This is a genomic window from Synechococcus sp. OH2 (assembly GCF_047462155.1).
GTDB lineage: Bacteria > Cyanobacteriota > Cyanobacteriia > Thermostichales > Thermostichaceae > Thermostichus.
In genome coordinates this window covers 6,760-21,222 of the sequence record NZ_JANSIR010000071.1, presented here as the reverse complement: position 1 = coordinate 21,222, position 14,463 = coordinate 6,760, and the positions used below count along the sequence as shown (strand labels likewise).

Below are 14,463 nucleotides of genomic sequence, written 5' to 3'. Positions count from 1 at the left end.
CACCCCAACCCACATGTCAATACCCCACACCAAAATCCCCCCCGACGGAGCAAGGGTCCGGATTCGCCGTTAGACTGGTGAGGGGATCTTTAAGGTTTCGGACGGCTTTATGGGGATTGTGATTGGGACTGCAGCTCCTGACTTCAGCCTGCCTGCAGTGGGGAAAGGGATCCCGAAGGGGGCGACGATTTCGCTGGGGGCCTATCGGGGCAAGAGCAAGGTGTTGCTGGCTTTTTACCCGGCGGACTTCTCGCCGGTGTGTACGAGCGAGATGCGCTGTTTTCGGGAGGACTGGGGAGCTTTTCGGGCAGCAGGGTGCGAGATCTTGGGGATTAGCAGTGATCCTGTCTCCAAGCACGAAGCCTTTGCCGAGCAGCTCAAGCTGGAGTTTCCTTTGCTGAGCGATGTGGACAGGAGGGTGAGCCAGCAATACGGGGTGGATAGTCTGCTGGGGATACGGCGGGCCTATTTTGTGGTGGATAGCCAAGGGATCCTGCGCTACCAGCATGTGGAGTGGCTGCCCATCTTCAAGCGGGACAACCGCGAGCTGCTGGAGGCGGTGAGGGCAGTTGACTAGGGGCGGGCTCTTTCTGGGCTGGACAGACAGATCTGCTGGGCCTGGCCGCTGTCGGGCAAGAGGAGGGGGGCCTGGCCAAGGGGCTCAAGGATCCAGGTGCGTTTGGGTGGGATCCAGCCACCGTGGCGGGGCTCGATCTCTAGGAGGAGCTGGTTGGCCTGCTGGTGCAGGCGGAAGGTGGTGGTGGCCCACTGGCCGCTTGAGTAGGCGAGGGTTTGGCCGTCGTCTTCGTAGAGGGTGAAGCTGCCGTCACCGGGGTAGAGTTTAAGGCGCAGTTGGTCACGGCGCAGGTCGGTGGTGGACTGGCAGGGAGGAGCTAAGGGCAGGATAGAGCCGCTGCGTACAAGGAGAGGCAGTTGGTCAAGGGGGGCGGGGGCCAGCACATAGCCAGGGCCGCTGTGGGCCTGGCCTGTCCACCAGTCAAACCAGGTGCCCGCCGGGAGATAGACAGCGCGGCAGCGGATCCCCGGACGGACGACGGGGGCAGCTAGGAGGGCGGATCCCAGCATGGCTTGGTCTGAGATCTCGTAGGTCTGGGGATCGTCAGGGAATTCGTAGAACAGGGGGCGCAGGATGGGGGAGCCGGTTTGGCTGGACTCCCAGAAGAGGCTGTAGAGGTAGGGCAACAGTTGATAACGCAGCTGGATGGCCTGTCGAGCAATGGCTTCCACCTCAGGGCCAAAGCTCCAGGGTTCGTGGGGGCGAGTTCCCTGAGCACTGTGGCCGCGCATGAGGGGATAGAGGAGCCCCATTTGCATCCAGCGGGCAAACAGCTCGGGAGTGGCGTTGCCCCCGAAGCCGCCGATGTCGGCGCCGACAAAGCTAACTCCCGACAGGCCCAGGTTGAGGAGCATGGGTAGGGACATCTCCAGATGTTCCCAGGAGGATTGGTTGTCTCCTGTCCAGACGGCAGCCCAGCGCTGGATCCCGGCAAAGCCGGAGCGGGTGAGGACAAAGGGGCGCTGGTTGGGGCAGAGCTGTTCTAGACCCTCGCGGGAGGCGCGGGCCATCAGGAGGCCATAGAGGTTGTGCACCTCGGCGTGGGTGGTGCGCTCTTCGGGGGATCCTTGGGGGGCGTCGGGGGGGATGTCCACAATTTGGCCCCCATCTCCAAAGGGGCGGTCGTTGAGGGCCGGCTCATTCATGTCGTTCCAGATGCCATCCACACCGGCTTGAGTGAGAACCCGCTGCCAGGATCCCCACCACTGCCGCACTTCGGGGCGCGAGAAATCGGGGAAGAGAACTTTGCCCGGCCAAACATAGCCGTGGAAGAGGTGGCCGTCGGCGCGGCGAATGAAGAAGTCTTGGGCCAGGCCCTCGTCAAAAACGGCGTAGTCGGCTTCGGGATCGAACTTGACGCCGGGATCCCCAATGGCCACCACTCGAAAGCCGGCTTCATGCAGCTGGGCCGTGAGGCGAGCGGGATCGGGAAAGCGGCGGGGATCCCAGGTGAAAACGCGGTAGCCGCGCATGTAGTCGATATCCAGGTAGATGACGTCGCAGGGGATCTGGCGCTGGCGAAATTGCTCGGCAATGTTCTGTACTTGAGCAGCGCTGGCGTAGCTCCAGCGGCACTGCTGGTAGCCGAGGGCCCAGAGCGGAGGCAGGGGGGTTCGCCCGGTGAGTTGGGTGTAGGTCTGGAGCACCAAAGCGGGGGTAGGGCCGTAGATGAGGTAGTAGTCCAGCTCGGGGGCGCGCACTTCGATGGCCCACTGTTCAGGCTCCGCCTGGCCCAGGTCGAACTGGCTCCAGTGGGTGCAGTGCAGGAAGAGGCCGTAGCAGAGGCCAGGGCGGAGGAGCAAGGCAAAGGGAATGGCCAGATAGAGGTTGTCACTGTGGGCGTCGTAGCCCCAGCAGTCGCGGGTCCAGTGGCTGTAGCGCCGGCCCCGCTTGTTGAGCAGCCCAGCCCGTTCTCCCAGGCCGTAGATGTGCTCGGCGGGGTGGAGGGATTTAACCAGGCGGATGCTCTCGGATCCCCAACTGAGGCCCCCAGAGATATCGGCACAAAAGACCTGGCCCTGGGGATCGCGAAAGCTGAAGCAGAGGGGATCCCGGTCGATCTGCAGTTGCACCAGAGAAGTGCTGAGGTGAACTTGGGTGGGGCTTTCCTGCAGCTCAAAAGGAGCCGGCGGCCACTCTGCATCCGCCAAAGCCACATCCCAAGAACGACGGGGCAAGAACTCGCCACTGGGGCTAAAGCGCAGCCGCAGTAGACGAGGGGTGAGCACCTGAATAGACCAGCGGCCCTGGGTACAGAGGAGACGGATCCCCCTGGGGTGGATCTGGAGTTCCTGCAGGGATCCACAGGTTTGCCTCTGGGGCTGGCCGAAGATCTCGCTAGCTTCCAGCATGATTTGGGGGCAGATGCTGCTCTCAAGGCTAACCCAAGGCCGCAAGGGAGCAGGCAGCTCCCCACTCTTGTGCGCAGCCAACTCTGCTCCCATCGGTACATCTTTTTAGAAGAGCAGCAGCAATGATTGGCTAGCTCAAACCTCAAAATCCATCGCGAAAACGAGGTGGCAATGGCTCTGAGGATCCCGGCGATAAAACTTCTCTCCTCGCTGTTGCTTTTGGGGGGGTTGTCCGCCCCTGTTGGGGCCTACCCGGTCAGACCGGAAACGGTCATGTCTCTGCAACAGGGGGATCACGCCCAAGCTCTGCCCAGAGCCAGGACAGAGCAGCGCTTCCAGGTCGTGACGTTGGCAAGCGGGTTGGAGCATCCTTGGGGGATGGCCTTTCTGCCAGACGGAACCATCCTGGTGACCGAACGTCCGGGCCGGCTGCGCCGAGTTACCGAGCAGGGGTTGGATCCCCAGCCCATCGCTGGGGTGCCAGAGGTGTTTGCCCGCGGCCAGGGAGGGCTGCTGGATATTGCCTTGCACCCCAACTACGCAGAGAACGGCTGGATCTACTTGTCCTATGCAGCTCCTGGGCCAGGCGGCGGGGGGACGCGAGTGGCGCGGGCCCGTCTGAGAGAAAGAGAACTCCAGGATCTGGAAGTGATTTTTGACATGGAGCGCAAAACCCCTGCCCAACAGCACTTCGGCTCCCGCCTGGCCTTTGACAAAGAAGGGTTTCTCTACATCAGCACCGGCGACCGCGGCGAGCGGGATCGGGCCCAGGATCTGGGGGATGCTGCCGGCAAGGTGTTGCGCCTTACTGACACGGGCGGGATCCCGCCAGACAACCCCTTTGTGGGAAAAGCAGGGGCTTTGCCGGAAATTTTTACCTATGGCCACCGCAACATTCAGGGAATGACCCGCCACCCCGAGACAGGAGCCATTTGGACGCACGAACATGGGCCGCAAGGGGGGGACGAGATCAACATCTTGGCCCCCGGTGTCAACTACGGCTGGCCCCTGATTACCCATGGTCGGGAGTACAGCGGCGAACCGGTCGGCCAAGGACTGGCGGCAGCTCCTGGATTGGCTTCGCCGCTGCTGCACTGGACGCCCTCCATTGCCCCTTCTGGCATGGCCTTTTACACGGGAGATGTCTTTCCTGAGTGGCGGGGCAATCTCTTTGTGGGAGCGCTGGCCGGTCAGCATTTGGCACGCCTGGTTTTGCAGGGGGATCGCGTGGTGGCAGAAGAGCGCCTGCTAGAAGGAGCGGTGGGTCGCATCCGAGATGTGCGCCAGGGCCCGGATGGCTTGCTCTACTTATTGACCGATGCCCCCAACGGATCCCTGTTGCGCTTGGAGCCAAGCTCTTGATTGGGGTTAAGCTACATGGCCCTAGTCCTGGGGGATTGGCCCTAGCAGCGCTTCCTAACTCCCACTGCTGCTACTACAAAAACTTGACATCTTGCTCAAGGGGGAGTGGCTCTCCCGTTTGGGCATCTGTATTGTGGCAGGCAAAGCATTCCTCTGGAGTTAGCTTGATAAGCTGTCCTGGAGCCGGAAGAAAGAACATCCTTAGCTCTTTAGTCGGGATCAAAACGATTTTGCCATTGGGGGCCTTGCGCTTGTGTTTTTCGTCGGTGAAGGTTCTGACAACGCAAGATATTGGATAGTATTCGCTGTTTTGGAGCTTAGCTTCTAGAAGCGCTCTCCAGTAGGGGCTGTACCCAAAAATCCACTGACCCTTGGAAAATTTGAGATCAAATGCTTGACTCCAAATTCTGCTGTGAAAGGTGATAATCGATGTCTTAACTTTGTAGGCTCCTGTTATCTCCTCTAAGTAAGATAAAAACTCGCCGGGAGTCAGGGGTTGGGGAGGGTTGGTGAAGGGACTCATGACGCATCTCCTGGCTTTTGGTTACAGGCAGGGGACTCCTGTAGGTTCCTAGTCTACCCAGCTCGAAGCACTTGCCCAGAGGACAGGAGTCTGGCAGAAGCTGCCTATCCTCGTTTTCGATAACCAGTGGCTCTCTATCAAAGGCAGGGAAGCCCGTGGGTTACCACCCGGCAGGAGAAACGGAAGCTCTGTCCGCTGAAGGTCAAAACCTATGGGCGGTACAAGATTCGAACTTGTGACCCCTTCCGTGTGAAGGAAGTGCGCTACCACTGTGCTAACCGCCCTTACGTTCTACTCTAGCAACTGCTAGAGCTGGACTACTATCTTACACGATCGCACCGCCGCTGCACAGCCGGTTGGCTTGAGAAGTTGAGCTGGAGGTTTGACTCCGGCTGGAGATGGCCGGGATCCCGCTTGGGGGCTACAGTGAGGGACAGAGGCTGGGGGCACTATGGCCTACTTACCGACCGAAGAGGCAATTGCTCTGCTTATCGATTTGGCAGAACGGGGCGAGATTAACCCGTGGGATGTGCAGGTTATCGACGTCATCGATCGGTTTTTAGCCCGTATGGCTCCTGCTGCCAACAGTCATGACCTGTCGGAGTCGGGACAGGCTTTTCTCTATGCCGCTATGTTGGTCTATCTCAAGGCGATGGCGCTGTCAGAGCCGGAAGACGAAGAAAGTGAGGAGACCAGCCCGGTGGAGTTGGAGGAGGATCCCTGGCCCAGTTGGTCGTTGGCCCAACTGGATCGCGTGTTGCAGCCCAGGGCCGTACCCCGCCTGAGTCGGACTCGGCCCATCACCCTCAAAGAACTGATCGGCCACCTGCAGGAGCTGGAGACCTTGCTGGAACAGCGCTTTGAGCCTGCCTCAAGGCCCCTGGCTCAACGGGTTTCTCGCAAGCAACCGCTATCAGCGATCGCTCAGTTGGCCCACCCAGAAAACCTCGTAGAGACCACTGCCGAGCTGGAATCCCTGCTTGCCCAACTTTGGCAACAGGGTATCGCCCAAATCAGCTTTGACGACCTGCAGCAATACTTTTGCCAAGAAAGCTCTCTGAAAGGGAGTGGCGAGGCTTCTCACCCGATTCAGGTGTTCTGGTCGCTATTGCTCATGGCTTCTCGCTCGCAGGTGGAGCTTTACCAAGAGGAGTTCTACGGCCCCTTGACCATTCGTCCCTGCTCCAGGGGATCCCTGGTAGAATAGCTTCTACCCTGGGATCCCTTCCTGACTGCTTTCCATGAAGACTGCGGCTCAGTCGTGGTTGCCCTCCCGCTGACCCTCCACATCGCTCCGAGCCCGATCCGCCCGCTTGAGGTCTTCTCCGTTCAAGCGTAGGGGTAGCAAAGACTCCGCTTCGCTGTCACGGACGGCAGAGGTTTCCCGATCCAGGTAGTATTCTTCAAGGCGCTCGCTGCCGGGATGCTCTTCGCTGAGGGGCTCTGTGGCGCGAGGCGAAGGTGGGGAATGCAGTAACTCAGCAGGAGGACAATCCTCGGAAATAAGCAAATCCGAGGTGCTGAGCACCCCTTTCGGGATGGAGGAAAGGCGCTGGGCAACAGCTCCGATGCTCTCCAAACGAATCATCTCCTCCCAGGAGCAAATCTCCTCTTCGTCTTCCGTTTCGTAGCGAACCAGGATGGTATCCCCTTCGATATCGAGGATCTTGGCTCGTTCCAGCCAGCGTCCCTGATCGCGCAGGTAGATCCACACATCCTTGCCTTCGCGGCTGAGTTGATAGATCCTACGATGAAGCACGGTCCCCTCCTGAGATGAAAGATCCGGGCGAACTGTTGTGGGGGTTACCCAGTTCATCCTTCCATCTTAGCGGCTGGATCCCCCCGCTGTATGCTTTTCGCGCGGCGGGATGGAGCCTTTAATCTGGTCTTAATCTGGAAGGGATCCGGAAAGGCCGTCTCTCCATGCCCCAAGCCGTTTCAGAGTACCCAATAGTGAACATAGATACGGAAAACCATGCGCATTGCCATTGTCGGGTTGGGGTTGATCGGCGGATCCCTGGCCCTCAAACTTAGCAAAGAAGGTTACCCCGTCTGGGGGATCAGCCGCCATCGGGCCACCTGTCAGGAGGTGCTGGAACGGGGAGCGCTGCAGGGCTGTGGAACCGATTTGGCCCAGTTGGCTGATTTCGATCCCCAGGTGGTGGTGATCTGTACCCCCCTGGAGCAGGTATTGGTCACGCTAGCGGCCTTGGTGCCCCATCTATCGCCGCAGACGGTGGTGAGCGATGTTGGCTCGGTGAAGCAACCGATTGTTGCTCCAGCAACGGAGTTGTGGCCGCTGTTTGTTGGAGGTCACCCGATGGCCGGCAAGACGTTGCAGGGCATCCAGGCGGCAGAAGCCAGCTTGTTTCTGGGGCGGCCCTATGTACTCACTCCTCTCCCCCAGACGCAGCCGCAGGCGGTCGAGGCGATGAAAGAACTGGTGACAGCGGTTGGCGCAGAAGTTGTCCTGGCCGATCCGGAACGCCACGACCAGGCGGTGGCCTGGATCAGCCATTTGCCGGTCATGATCAGCGCCGCTTTGATTGCTGCTGTCGGCCAAGAGGAGGATCCCGACATTCTGGAATTGGCCCGCACCCTGGCCAGCAGCGGGTTCCGAGATACCAGTCGTGTCGGTGGCGGGATCCCGCAGTTGGGCCTAGAGATGGCCCGTCACAACCAGCAGGCGCTCCTGGCTGCCCTGCGCGGCTATCAAGTCCAGTTGGGGAAAATAGAGCGGCTGATCGAGGGCGAACGGTGGGAGGAGCTGCTACAGGTGCTGCAACGAACCCGGCAAGAATGGCAACAGTTCCGGGTCAATCAGACACCGTCCTGAGCGGCTACCTGTAGCTGCTGTAGAGGATCCCTGGCTCGACTTTGCCACTGCTCATTGGTGCCTTATTTTCCTTCGCAGAGATTTCTAGGGTAGGAAACATACTAGAGTAGGTGGACTAGCGATCAAGGCCTGTGAGCACCCTCCTTGCTGAAGATGACATCCTTTACCGCCAACATGTGCACAGTCTGCTGATGCAGCATCTGCCGCAGTTTGGCCCGGTGTACATGGCCTCCAACGGCAGAGAGGCATTGGAGCTCTACCGTCAGCACCGTCCCAACTTTCTTTTGTTAGACATCCGCATGCCCGAGATGAGCGGGATCGAGGTGGCTCGACAGGTTTGGTCGGAGCAACCCAGTACGCGCATCATTTTTTGGTCCCACTTTGCCGATGAGGTCTATGTGCGGGAGCTGCACAAGATCGTGCCGCCGCAAACCGTCTATGGCTATCTCCTGAAGAATTGCACCGACGAAAAATTGGTCAGTGCCATCCAGGCCGTGGTGCAGGATGAGCAATGTGTGATCGATCGAGAGGTGCGAGGGGTCGATTCCCGTTCGCAAAACAAAATTACCGGCCTCAGCGATGCTGAGTACGAGGTGTTGATCGATATTGCCCTCGGCCTCACCGATCAAGCCATTGCCGCACGGCGGTTTTTGTCGCGGCGAGGGGTGACCAATCGTCTGCGCAATCTCTACGACAAGCTTGAGGTGAGCAACGACCAAATTGAGAGCGAGGAGTGGGGCACAACTTTTAGCTTGCGGGCCCGCGCCATTCGCCTTGCCTTCAAGCGGGGTCTGATCAACGCCCAACTCCTGGATGAGGAGGAGGTGCACTTGGATCACTGGCTTAGCCGCTACCGCTTAGAGCCTTTGGATTAGTATCCAACCGGATAAAAAAAAGGAGGGGCTTGCTCGGATGCCTCCAGAGGCTTGGCTTTGTTTTGCCCCTGCCCAGAAGCTGTGCTGGGGAGGGCAATTGGCACCTCGATCATCCGCTCCGGTACCAGAGGCACCATGTCGGAGCGGTCGGCGATCTCCCGCAAGGAATTGGCGATGGACTCTTGGGTGAGGAGAAACTGTCGTTCGTTGCGCTGCATCTGCTGCCACAGTCGGTAGCGCTGGCTCCACCGGCTTTGGGTATGCACCGTCCAACTGTACACACTCAGCACCGACAATCCCGAGACGAGGGCCATGCCGGTGGAGATCTGCTTCCACCAGATCAGGTGCTCTCTCCAGGCGGGATCCCGGCTAGGGGGATAGGCTGATTTCGAGGGTTGGGGGCGACTGGTTCTGACTTTGCCGGCGGGGAGGGGCGGAGTAGTCCTTGGATGGGGACGAGGGGCCAAGGTCGCGGTTTTGCGCTGGACAGGGAGAGAACTGCGGCCAGGGCCCGCATTCAAAGTCTGGCTGACCATAGAGTTTGCACCTCACACACCAAGAAACTGCTGCCAACTGGGCCTCACTTTATCCGATCCCTACGCACCTCAGAGGGCCTCCAGGGGGCAGGGCGGCAACTTAGCTGCTGCGGGCAGCCACTCGCAGTTTGGCAGAGCGGGCGCGGGGATTGCGTTGCTGCTCCAGCTCGGAAGGGCCCAGAGGTTTGGGGGTGAGCACCTGCCAGCGGGGATCCGTGCGGAAGGCCCATTTCACTAGGCGATCTTCCAGGCTGTGGAAGCTGATTACAGCCAATCTGCCGCCGGGTTTTAGCCAATTGGGAGCCTGGGCCAGCAGGGTTTCTAGGGCCTCCAGCTCTCGGTTGACGGCAGTGCGCAGGGCCTGGAAGACTCGCGTGGCTGGATGGATGCGACCTCGCCGCGCTGCCGGCGGCACCGCCTGCCAGACCACCTGAGCCAGTTGGGTGGTGGTGAAAAGGGGGCGGGATCGTTCGATGTGGTGGGCAATGCGGCGGGCAAAGCGCTCCTCGCCATAGCGGACAAAGATGTCAATCAAGTCTTCGACTGGCCGGCAATTGACCCAATCGGCGGCCGTTTCCTGACTGGCGGTGGGATCCATGCGCATATCCAGCGGCCCCTCAGCGCGAAAGCTAAAGCCCCGCTCGGGGCAGTCCAGTTGGGGCGAGCTCACTCCGAGGTCGGCCACGATGCCATCGAAAGGGATCCCCTGCCCTTGTTCATCCCGGAAGCCGTGCCGCTGCAGATCAAAATCAGCGAAGTTGAGGTGCCAAAGCTGGATGCGCTCCTGGGGGATCCCTGCTGCGGCCAGACGCGCCTGGGCTGCCTCCAGAGCCGTCGGATCCCGATCCAGCCCCACCACGCGCTCTGCTCCCTTCTGCAGCAGCGCCAAACTATGTCCACCACCACCTAACGTCACGTCCAAAAAGGTGCCACCCTGCTGAGGGTGCAGGTAGGCCACCACTGCCTCCGTCAAAACAGACTCGTGGTGGTACAGAAGCATTTCCCCAAGCTGAGCTCTTGCCAAGTCCATAGGTGCAGGGGGTGGCTTTGATTCTTTCCCCGCTCAACGGGCCAGCTTTACCCATTGCAGGATCGGTAGGAAACTCTAGTACCATCAAACGCTAGCATTCACAACATAAGGGCCTGCAAAAAAAGGCCGAGGCCAGGCCCCGACCAAGGAATCCATGTTGTTAAGCTCATCCTCGGGGATAGGGTCGGCTGCCGTCAAAAGACGGGCTGTCTTCCAGTAGGTCAGGATCCTCTGGGTGCAAGGCCGACCGCCGGCAAGAGCAGGGCAGGTTTCAGCTTAACGTATGATTAAGACGGCTTTTGTCTTCGTCTGTTGTCACGGCTGCTGTGCTGACCACTGCTTCTTCTGCCGACATCCTGACGCTCTCGCCCGCCCGCGGCCTGCGCGGTCAAGTAAACATCCCCGGCGATAAGTCCATTTCCCACCGCGCCCTAATGCTGGGATCCCTGGCGGAAGGGGAAACCGTCATTCACGGGCTGCTGCTGGGGGAGGATCCCTGCAGTACGGCAGCCTGTTTTCGGGCCTTGGGGGCCGATATCCCAGAGCTCAACAGCGAGTGCGTCCGCATTCAAGGGGTGGGCTTGGATCGCCTGCAGGAGCCGGCAGATGTCTTAGACGCCGGCAATTCCGGCACCACCCTGCGCCTGATGCTAGGGATTCTGGCCGGCCAGCGGGGGCGCTTTTTTGCTGTCACTGGGGATCGCTCCCTGCGCTCACGGCCTATGGGACGGGTGGTGGAGCCGCTGCGGCAGATGGGAGCGAACATCTGGGGGCGGGCGGGGGGCACCTTGGCTCCTTTAGCGGTGCAGGGGGGATCCCTGAGGGGGATCCATTACCACTCGCCGGTGGCCTCGGCCCAGGTAAAATCCTGTCTGTTGCTGGCGGGCCTGCTGGCGGAAGGCACCACGCAAGTTACAGAGCCGGCCCTTTCCCGCGACCACTCGGAGCGGATGCTACGGGCCTTTGGTGCCGAGATCCACGTGGATACGGCGGCGAAAACCGTGGCTGTGGTGGGAGGATCCCGCCTGGTGGGCCAGACAGTGCAGGTGCCAGGGGACATCAGCTCGGCGGCTTTCTGGCTGGTGGCCGCCTCGATTGTGCCGGAGAGCGAATTGCTGCTGCGGGACGTGGGCCTCAATCCCACCCGCACCGGCGTGCTGCAGGTGTTGCAGGAGATGGGGGCCGATATTTCCATTGAAAACCGCCGGGAAGTTGCAGGTGAACCCCTGGGGGATCTGCGGGTCCGCTCGGCTCGCCTGCGGGGCTGCAGCATTGGTGGCGATCTCATTCCCACGCTAATCGACGAGATCCCGGTTTTGGCGGTGGCGGCAGCCTTTGCCGAGGGGACTACAGTCATTCGCGATGCAGCGGAATTGCGGGTCAAAGAGAGCGACCGCTTGGCGGCCATCGCCCAGGAACTCAGCCGGATGGGAGCCCAGGTCACCGAATATCCCGACGGCCTGGAAATCCAAGGGGGGATCCCTCTGCAGGGGGCCGAAGTGGACAGCCATGAGGATCACCGCATCGCCATGAGCTTGATGGTGGCTGCCCTAGCCGCCCAGGGATCCACCACCCTTCGAGGGGCTGACTGTGCCCGCATCTCCTACCCCGACTTCATCCCCACCCTGCAGCGGCTGATCAACCCTTCGTCCGCGTCCTAGCCAGCCCAGCACCAACCTTTGCCGATGTCAGACCAGCCCATCGCCATCGAACACCTCTGCTTCCGGGTTCCTCCCGGTGGCCAGAGGGCTTTTGTTCTGCAAGACGAGCAGGTCTGGGGGCCCGCCCTGCACCAACAGCCGGGCTTTTTGGGCAAAGAGGTCTGGCTTGACGCCGAGGATCCCGAACTTGTTCACCTCATCATTCGCTGGGCCAGCCATGCTGCCTGGAAAGCCTTCCCCTCGGAGCAGGCAGAAGCTTTGGATCGGCAGATGCGGCCTTTTTATGTGCGCCTAGAGCAGGCCAGAGAATACCAGCTCTGGCAGCCCGACCTATTGGGAGAGGGACAAGCTTGATTAGGGGATCCCTTGGGTCTCAAAGCCCACCTCGGCAGCCGTTGAGTCGGCCCTAGCGGATGCCGCCGCCCGCTCTTGTTCCACCAACTCCCGCAGGCTGGGCATGGCCACCGCCAGAGCCCCTTCGCGCCGTTGCAGCCCGACCTCAAAAGTTTCCGGAGTCACGATCCCACCGGAGATGAGCATCTTAAAAGCATCCTCCACCGGCATGAACACCTCCACCACCTGGTCTTCCGGCACAATGGCGTACCAGCCAGTGGTTGGGTTGGGCGTGGTGGGCACGAACAGGCTGAGGGAGCGCTGCGGTCCATCCGGTCGAATGGGAGTTTGAATGACGCCCGTTACAAAAGCTAATGCCCAAACCCCAGGCCGAGGATATTCCACCAGCACCACCCGTCGAAAGCGTTGGTTGTTAGGGGCAAATAAAACGCTGACCAATTGCTTCAGGGTTTTGTAGACCAGCCCCGCTATCGGGATTGCATGGAGCAACTGCTCGCTCAGGTTGAGCAGCCACTGGCCGACAATGTTGCGGGCCATGAAGCCGATCAGCAGGATGAACACAACCGGTGTCAACAAGCCCACCGCCAGATCGATGAGGTTGATCAAAATGGGGTGCAGCCCCTGGATGGGATTAAACTGCTTGGGAATGCTGGTCAAAAAGCCGATGCTCCAGGTGGCCACCTCCACCGTCAGCCAAATCGTAGTTGCCAGAGGGATCACCACCAGCAACCCCGCCACGAAATAGTTCTTAAGATGCTGTTTCCATTGAGAAACCATGGTGAGGTCGTTCCATCAAGTCGTTAATGAGTGGACGCACCGAGCCGACGTAAGTGAGACTTGCAGATGGCAATCATCATACCTGCCTTCTGCCTTGCCCTCATGGGGGGCAGCCACAACCTGCTCGGACAAAAAACGGGCTGCCAAAAAGCGCGGAGCCCCAAACTTTCATGAGGCCGATAATGCTATCTTAGGTCAGTGTGAAACTTTGTAAAGGCAGGGATCCCGCCCGGAGGCGTTGTGGCCAAGCCCTGGGATAGTTCTGCCGAATGTCGTGTGGGAGGCCCCATGTCAGAGTCCGATTGGTTAGAGCACACCTGTCAGGTGGAGGTGCCGGTTCCCATCGAGCAGGTGTGGGAGCTGTGGGCCGACCTTGCCCTCATGCCGCGCTGGATGAAGTGGATCCGCTCAGTGGAATTGCTGGATCACGAGCTATCGCGGTGGACACTGGACACGCGCGGCTTTACCTTCAGTTGGATCTCCCGCACCCATACGGTGGTGAAGCATCAGCACATTGGCTGGCAATCGGTAGAAGGGCTTCCCAATCGGGGGGCGCTGCGGTTTTACGATCGCAAGGGCAGTACTATTGTCAAGCTGTCGGTGGCCTACAAGATCCCGGGACTCCTCGGCAAAATCTTGGACAGCCTGTTTGTGGGCAAAGTGGTGGAGAGTACCATTCAAGCCGACCTGGAGCGCTTCAAAGCCTATGCTTTGGAGCAGGCGGCGCGGGCCGCCGACAATGCCTCCACTGGCTAGCCTCGATCTTGCTGCAGTTTTCTGCTGCCCAGTCAACCGTTGCTAACCTTCCCTGTTGCCCAAGGTTTGCTTCATGTCCGATCCCTCCCTCGAGTCTGTCGTCGTTCTCTCTCATCGGCCGGTGGACAACCGCAACATTCGCTTCTCCCTGAAGCGAGACGATCTGGATCTGGATCAACTCCTAGTGTTGTTGAACCGCAACGCCTTTTGGGCCCAGAATCGCCGGCGGGAAGAGATGGAACGGGCCATCGCCCACAGCCACCCGGTGGTCAGCGTCTGGGACGGGGAGCGCCTCATTGGCTTTGGTCGCGCCACCTCTGACGGGGTTTACCGGGCTGTCCTCTGGGACATTGTGGTTGATCACGAGTATCGACGGCAGGGCATTGGGCGCAAGCTGGTGGAAACCCTGATCAGCCATCCCCACCTGCAGTCGGTGGAGCGCATCTACCTGTTTACCACCCATCAGCGTGGCTTTTACGAGCAGATCGGCTTTGTGGAAAACCCCAGCACCACTTTAGTTTTGTACGGTCGCTCGCCGGAGCTCTTGCTGACCCCTGCCGAACAGGCGCAGGCTTGAAAGGGGATCCCTGGGGCAAGGGGGAGGCGTGGGTGAGTGTATCTTGAACAACAGTGGGTTAGCTCGGCCTTGAGGAGAGGACGCGCTAGCCTAAAGCAAAAAGGGTGAGAGGGTGTACCTATGGCCAATCGCCTTGCCACGTGTTCCAGTCTTTACCTGCGCAAGCACGCCGAGAACCCGGTGGATTGGTGGCCTTGGATCCCGGAAGCTCTGGAGAAAGCCCGGGCTGAGGACAAGCCGATTTTTCT

The 14,463-nt window shown here is 60.1% G+C and carries 14 protein-coding genes, 1 tRNA gene and 2 pseudogenes; 10 read left to right on the top strand and 7 right to left on the bottom strand.

All coding sequences use genetic code 11. The annotated features are described in order from the left end of the window. Nucleotides 1–109: 109 nt before the first annotated feature. Complete coding sequence (locus NW835_RS06240; protein WP_414337036.1) at nt 110–577, top strand: peroxiredoxin family protein; 468 nt, start codon at nt 110–112, stop codon at nt 575–577. On the opposite strand, the gene NW835_RS06235 is transcribed toward NW835_RS06240, so the two are convergent. Beyond that, entirely contained in the window at nt 574–3,009 is a 2,436-nt protein-coding gene (locus tag NW835_RS06235) for a glycoside hydrolase family 31 protein (protein WP_414414811.1), read from the bottom strand. The two genes, NW835_RS06240 and NW835_RS06235, sit on opposite strands and share 4 nt — an antisense overlap. A gap of 297 nt (nt 3,010–3,306) precedes the next feature. On the opposite strand from NW835_RS06235, the gene NW835_RS06230 reads away from it, so the two are divergent. Then, a complete protein-coding gene (locus NW835_RS06230; protein ID WP_414414810.1) occupies nt 3,307–4,290 on the top strand; it encodes a PQQ-dependent sugar dehydrogenase in 984 nt (327 codons plus the stop codon). 73 nt (nt 4,291–4,363) lie between these two features. On the opposite strand, the gene NW835_RS06225 is transcribed toward NW835_RS06230, so the two are convergent. Next, nucleotides 4,364–4,813: a hypothetical protein gene (locus tag NW835_RS06225; RefSeq protein WP_414414809.1), complete on the bottom strand. Its 450-nt coding sequence runs from the start codon at nt 4,811–4,813 to the stop codon at nt 4,364–4,366. A gap of 212 nt (nt 4,814–5,025) precedes the next feature. Continuing rightward, nucleotides 5,026–5,097, bottom strand: a tRNA-Val gene (locus NW835_RS06220). A gap of 167 nt (nt 5,098–5,264) precedes the next feature. On the opposite strand from NW835_RS06220, the gene NW835_RS06215 reads away from it, so the two are divergent. Beyond that, the gene (locus NW835_RS06215; RefSeq protein ID WP_414414808.1) at nt 5,265–6,020 is read left to right on the top strand and encodes a segregation/condensation protein A; all 756 of its coding nucleotides are present in this window, start codon (nt 5,265–5,267) and stop codon (nt 6,018–6,020) included. A gap of 258 nt (nt 6,021–6,278) precedes the next feature. Here the strand turns inward: NW835_RS06215 and NW835_RS06210 are convergent. After that, a pseudogene (locus tag NW835_RS06210) lies at nt 6,279–6,572 on the bottom strand (DUF6679 family protein); the annotation flags it as partial. 216 nt (nt 6,573–6,788) lie between these two features. Between NW835_RS06210 and NW835_RS06205 the strand changes: the two are divergent. Both NW835_RS06205 and NW835_RS06200 read left to right on the top strand, forming a co-directional pair. Further along, nucleotides 6,789–7,649 (top strand): prephenate/arogenate dehydrogenase, encoded by an 861-nt coding sequence (locus tag NW835_RS06205; RefSeq protein ID WP_414414807.1) that lies wholly within the window; start codon nt 6,789–6,791, stop codon nt 7,647–7,649. 131 nt (nt 7,650–7,780) lie between these two features. Then, on the top strand, nt 7,781–8,524 hold the full coding sequence (locus NW835_RS06200) for a response regulator (RefSeq protein WP_414365617.1): 744 nt from the start codon (nt 7,781–7,783) through the stop codon (nt 8,522–8,524). Here the strand turns inward: NW835_RS06200 and NW835_RS06195 are convergent. Together NW835_RS06195 and rsmH are read right to left on the bottom strand one after the other, a co-directional pair. Next, entirely contained in the window at nt 8,521–8,838 is a 318-nt protein-coding gene (locus tag NW835_RS06195) for a hypothetical protein (protein ID WP_414365616.1), read from the bottom strand. The two genes, NW835_RS06200 and NW835_RS06195, sit on opposite strands and share 4 nt — an antisense overlap. Nucleotides 8,839–9,160: 322 nt before the next feature. Beyond that, entirely contained in the window at nt 9,161–10,090 is a 930-nt protein-coding gene (rsmH, locus tag NW835_RS06190) for a 16S rRNA (cytosine(1402)-N(4))-methyltransferase RsmH (protein ID WP_414414806.1), read from the bottom strand. 326 nt (nt 10,091–10,416) lie between these two features. On the opposite strand from rsmH, the gene aroA reads away from it, so the two are divergent. Together aroA and NW835_RS06180 are read left to right on the top strand one after the other, a co-directional pair. Next, on the top strand, nt 10,417–11,751 hold the full coding sequence (aroA, locus tag NW835_RS06185) for a 3-phosphoshikimate 1-carboxyvinyltransferase (protein WP_414414812.1): 1,335 nt from the start codon (nt 10,417–10,419) through the stop codon (nt 11,749–11,751). Nucleotides 11,752–11,775: 24 nt separating this feature from the next. Continuing rightward, nucleotides 11,776–12,105 carry a TIGR03792 family protein gene (locus NW835_RS06180; RefSeq protein WP_414414805.1) on the top strand — a complete coding sequence of 110 codons (330 nt, stop codon included), beginning with the start codon at nt 11,776–11,778 and terminating at the stop codon, nt 12,103–12,105. On the opposite strand, the gene NW835_RS06175 is transcribed toward NW835_RS06180, so the two are convergent. Further along, entirely contained in the window at nt 12,106–12,882 is a 777-nt protein-coding gene (locus tag NW835_RS06175; protein ID WP_414365613.1) for a DUF502 domain-containing protein, read from the bottom strand. Between the two features lie 288 nt (nt 12,883–13,170). Between NW835_RS06175 and NW835_RS06170 the strand changes: the two genes are divergently transcribed. The 3 genes and pseudogenes from NW835_RS06170 to NW835_RS06160 form a co-directional block, all read left to right on the top strand. Next, the gene (locus NW835_RS06170; RefSeq protein ID WP_414365612.1) at nt 13,171–13,638 is read left to right on the top strand and encodes an SRPBCC family protein; all 468 of its coding nucleotides are present in this window, start codon (nt 13,171–13,173) and stop codon (nt 13,636–13,638) included. A gap of 73 nt (nt 13,639–13,711) precedes the next feature. After that, a complete protein-coding gene (locus NW835_RS06165) occupies nt 13,712–14,215 on the top strand; it encodes a GNAT family N-acetyltransferase (RefSeq protein ID WP_414414804.1) in 504 nt (167 codons plus the stop codon). Between the two features lie 120 nt (nt 14,216–14,335). Continuing rightward, nucleotides 14,336–14,463: pseudogene (locus NW835_RS06160) on the top strand (DUF255 domain-containing protein); the annotation flags it as partial.

What these genes read in the sequence shown, in the direction of transcription:
- NW835_RS06240 (WP_414337036.1), top strand. Translation starts at nt 110, where the DNA reads ATGGGGATTGTGATTGGGACTGCAGCTCCTGACTTCAGCCTGCCTGCA.
- NW835_RS06170 (WP_414365612.1), top strand. Translation starts at nt 13,171, where the DNA reads ATGTCAGAGTCCGATTGGTTAGAGCACACCTGTCAGGTGGAGGTGCCG.
- NW835_RS06165 (WP_414414804.1), top strand. Translation starts at nt 13,712, where the DNA reads ATGTCCGATCCCTCCCTCGAGTCTGTCGTCGTTCTCTCTCATCGGCCG.
- NW835_RS06230 (WP_414414810.1), top strand. Translation starts at nt 3,307, where the DNA reads ATGGCCTTTCTGCCAGACGGAACCATCCTGGTGACCGAACGTCCGGGC.
- NW835_RS06225 (WP_414414809.1), bottom strand. Translation starts at nt 4,813, where the DNA reads ATGAGTCCCTTCACCAACCCTCCCCAACCCCTGACTCCCGGCGAGTTT.
- NW835_RS06180 (WP_414414805.1), top strand. Translation starts at nt 11,776, where the DNA reads ATGTCAGACCAGCCCATCGCCATCGAACACCTCTGCTTCCGGGTTCCT.
- NW835_RS06195 (WP_414365616.1), bottom strand. Translation starts at nt 8,838, where the DNA reads ATGGCCCTCGTCTCGGGATTGTCGGTGCTGAGTGTGTACAGTTGGACG.
- NW835_RS06175 (WP_414365613.1), bottom strand. Translation starts at nt 12,882, where the DNA reads ATGGTTTCTCAATGGAAACAGCATCTTAAGAACTATTTCGTGGCGGGG.
- NW835_RS06205 (WP_414414807.1), top strand. Translation starts at nt 6,789, where the DNA reads ATGCGCATTGCCATTGTCGGGTTGGGGTTGATCGGCGGATCCCTGGCC.
- rsmH (WP_414414806.1), bottom strand. Translation starts at nt 10,090, where the DNA reads ATGGACTTGGCAAGAGCTCAGCTTGGGGAAATGCTTCTGTACCACCAC.
- NW835_RS06215 (WP_414414808.1), top strand. Translation starts at nt 5,265, where the DNA reads ATGGCCTACTTACCGACCGAAGAGGCAATTGCTCTGCTTATCGATTTG.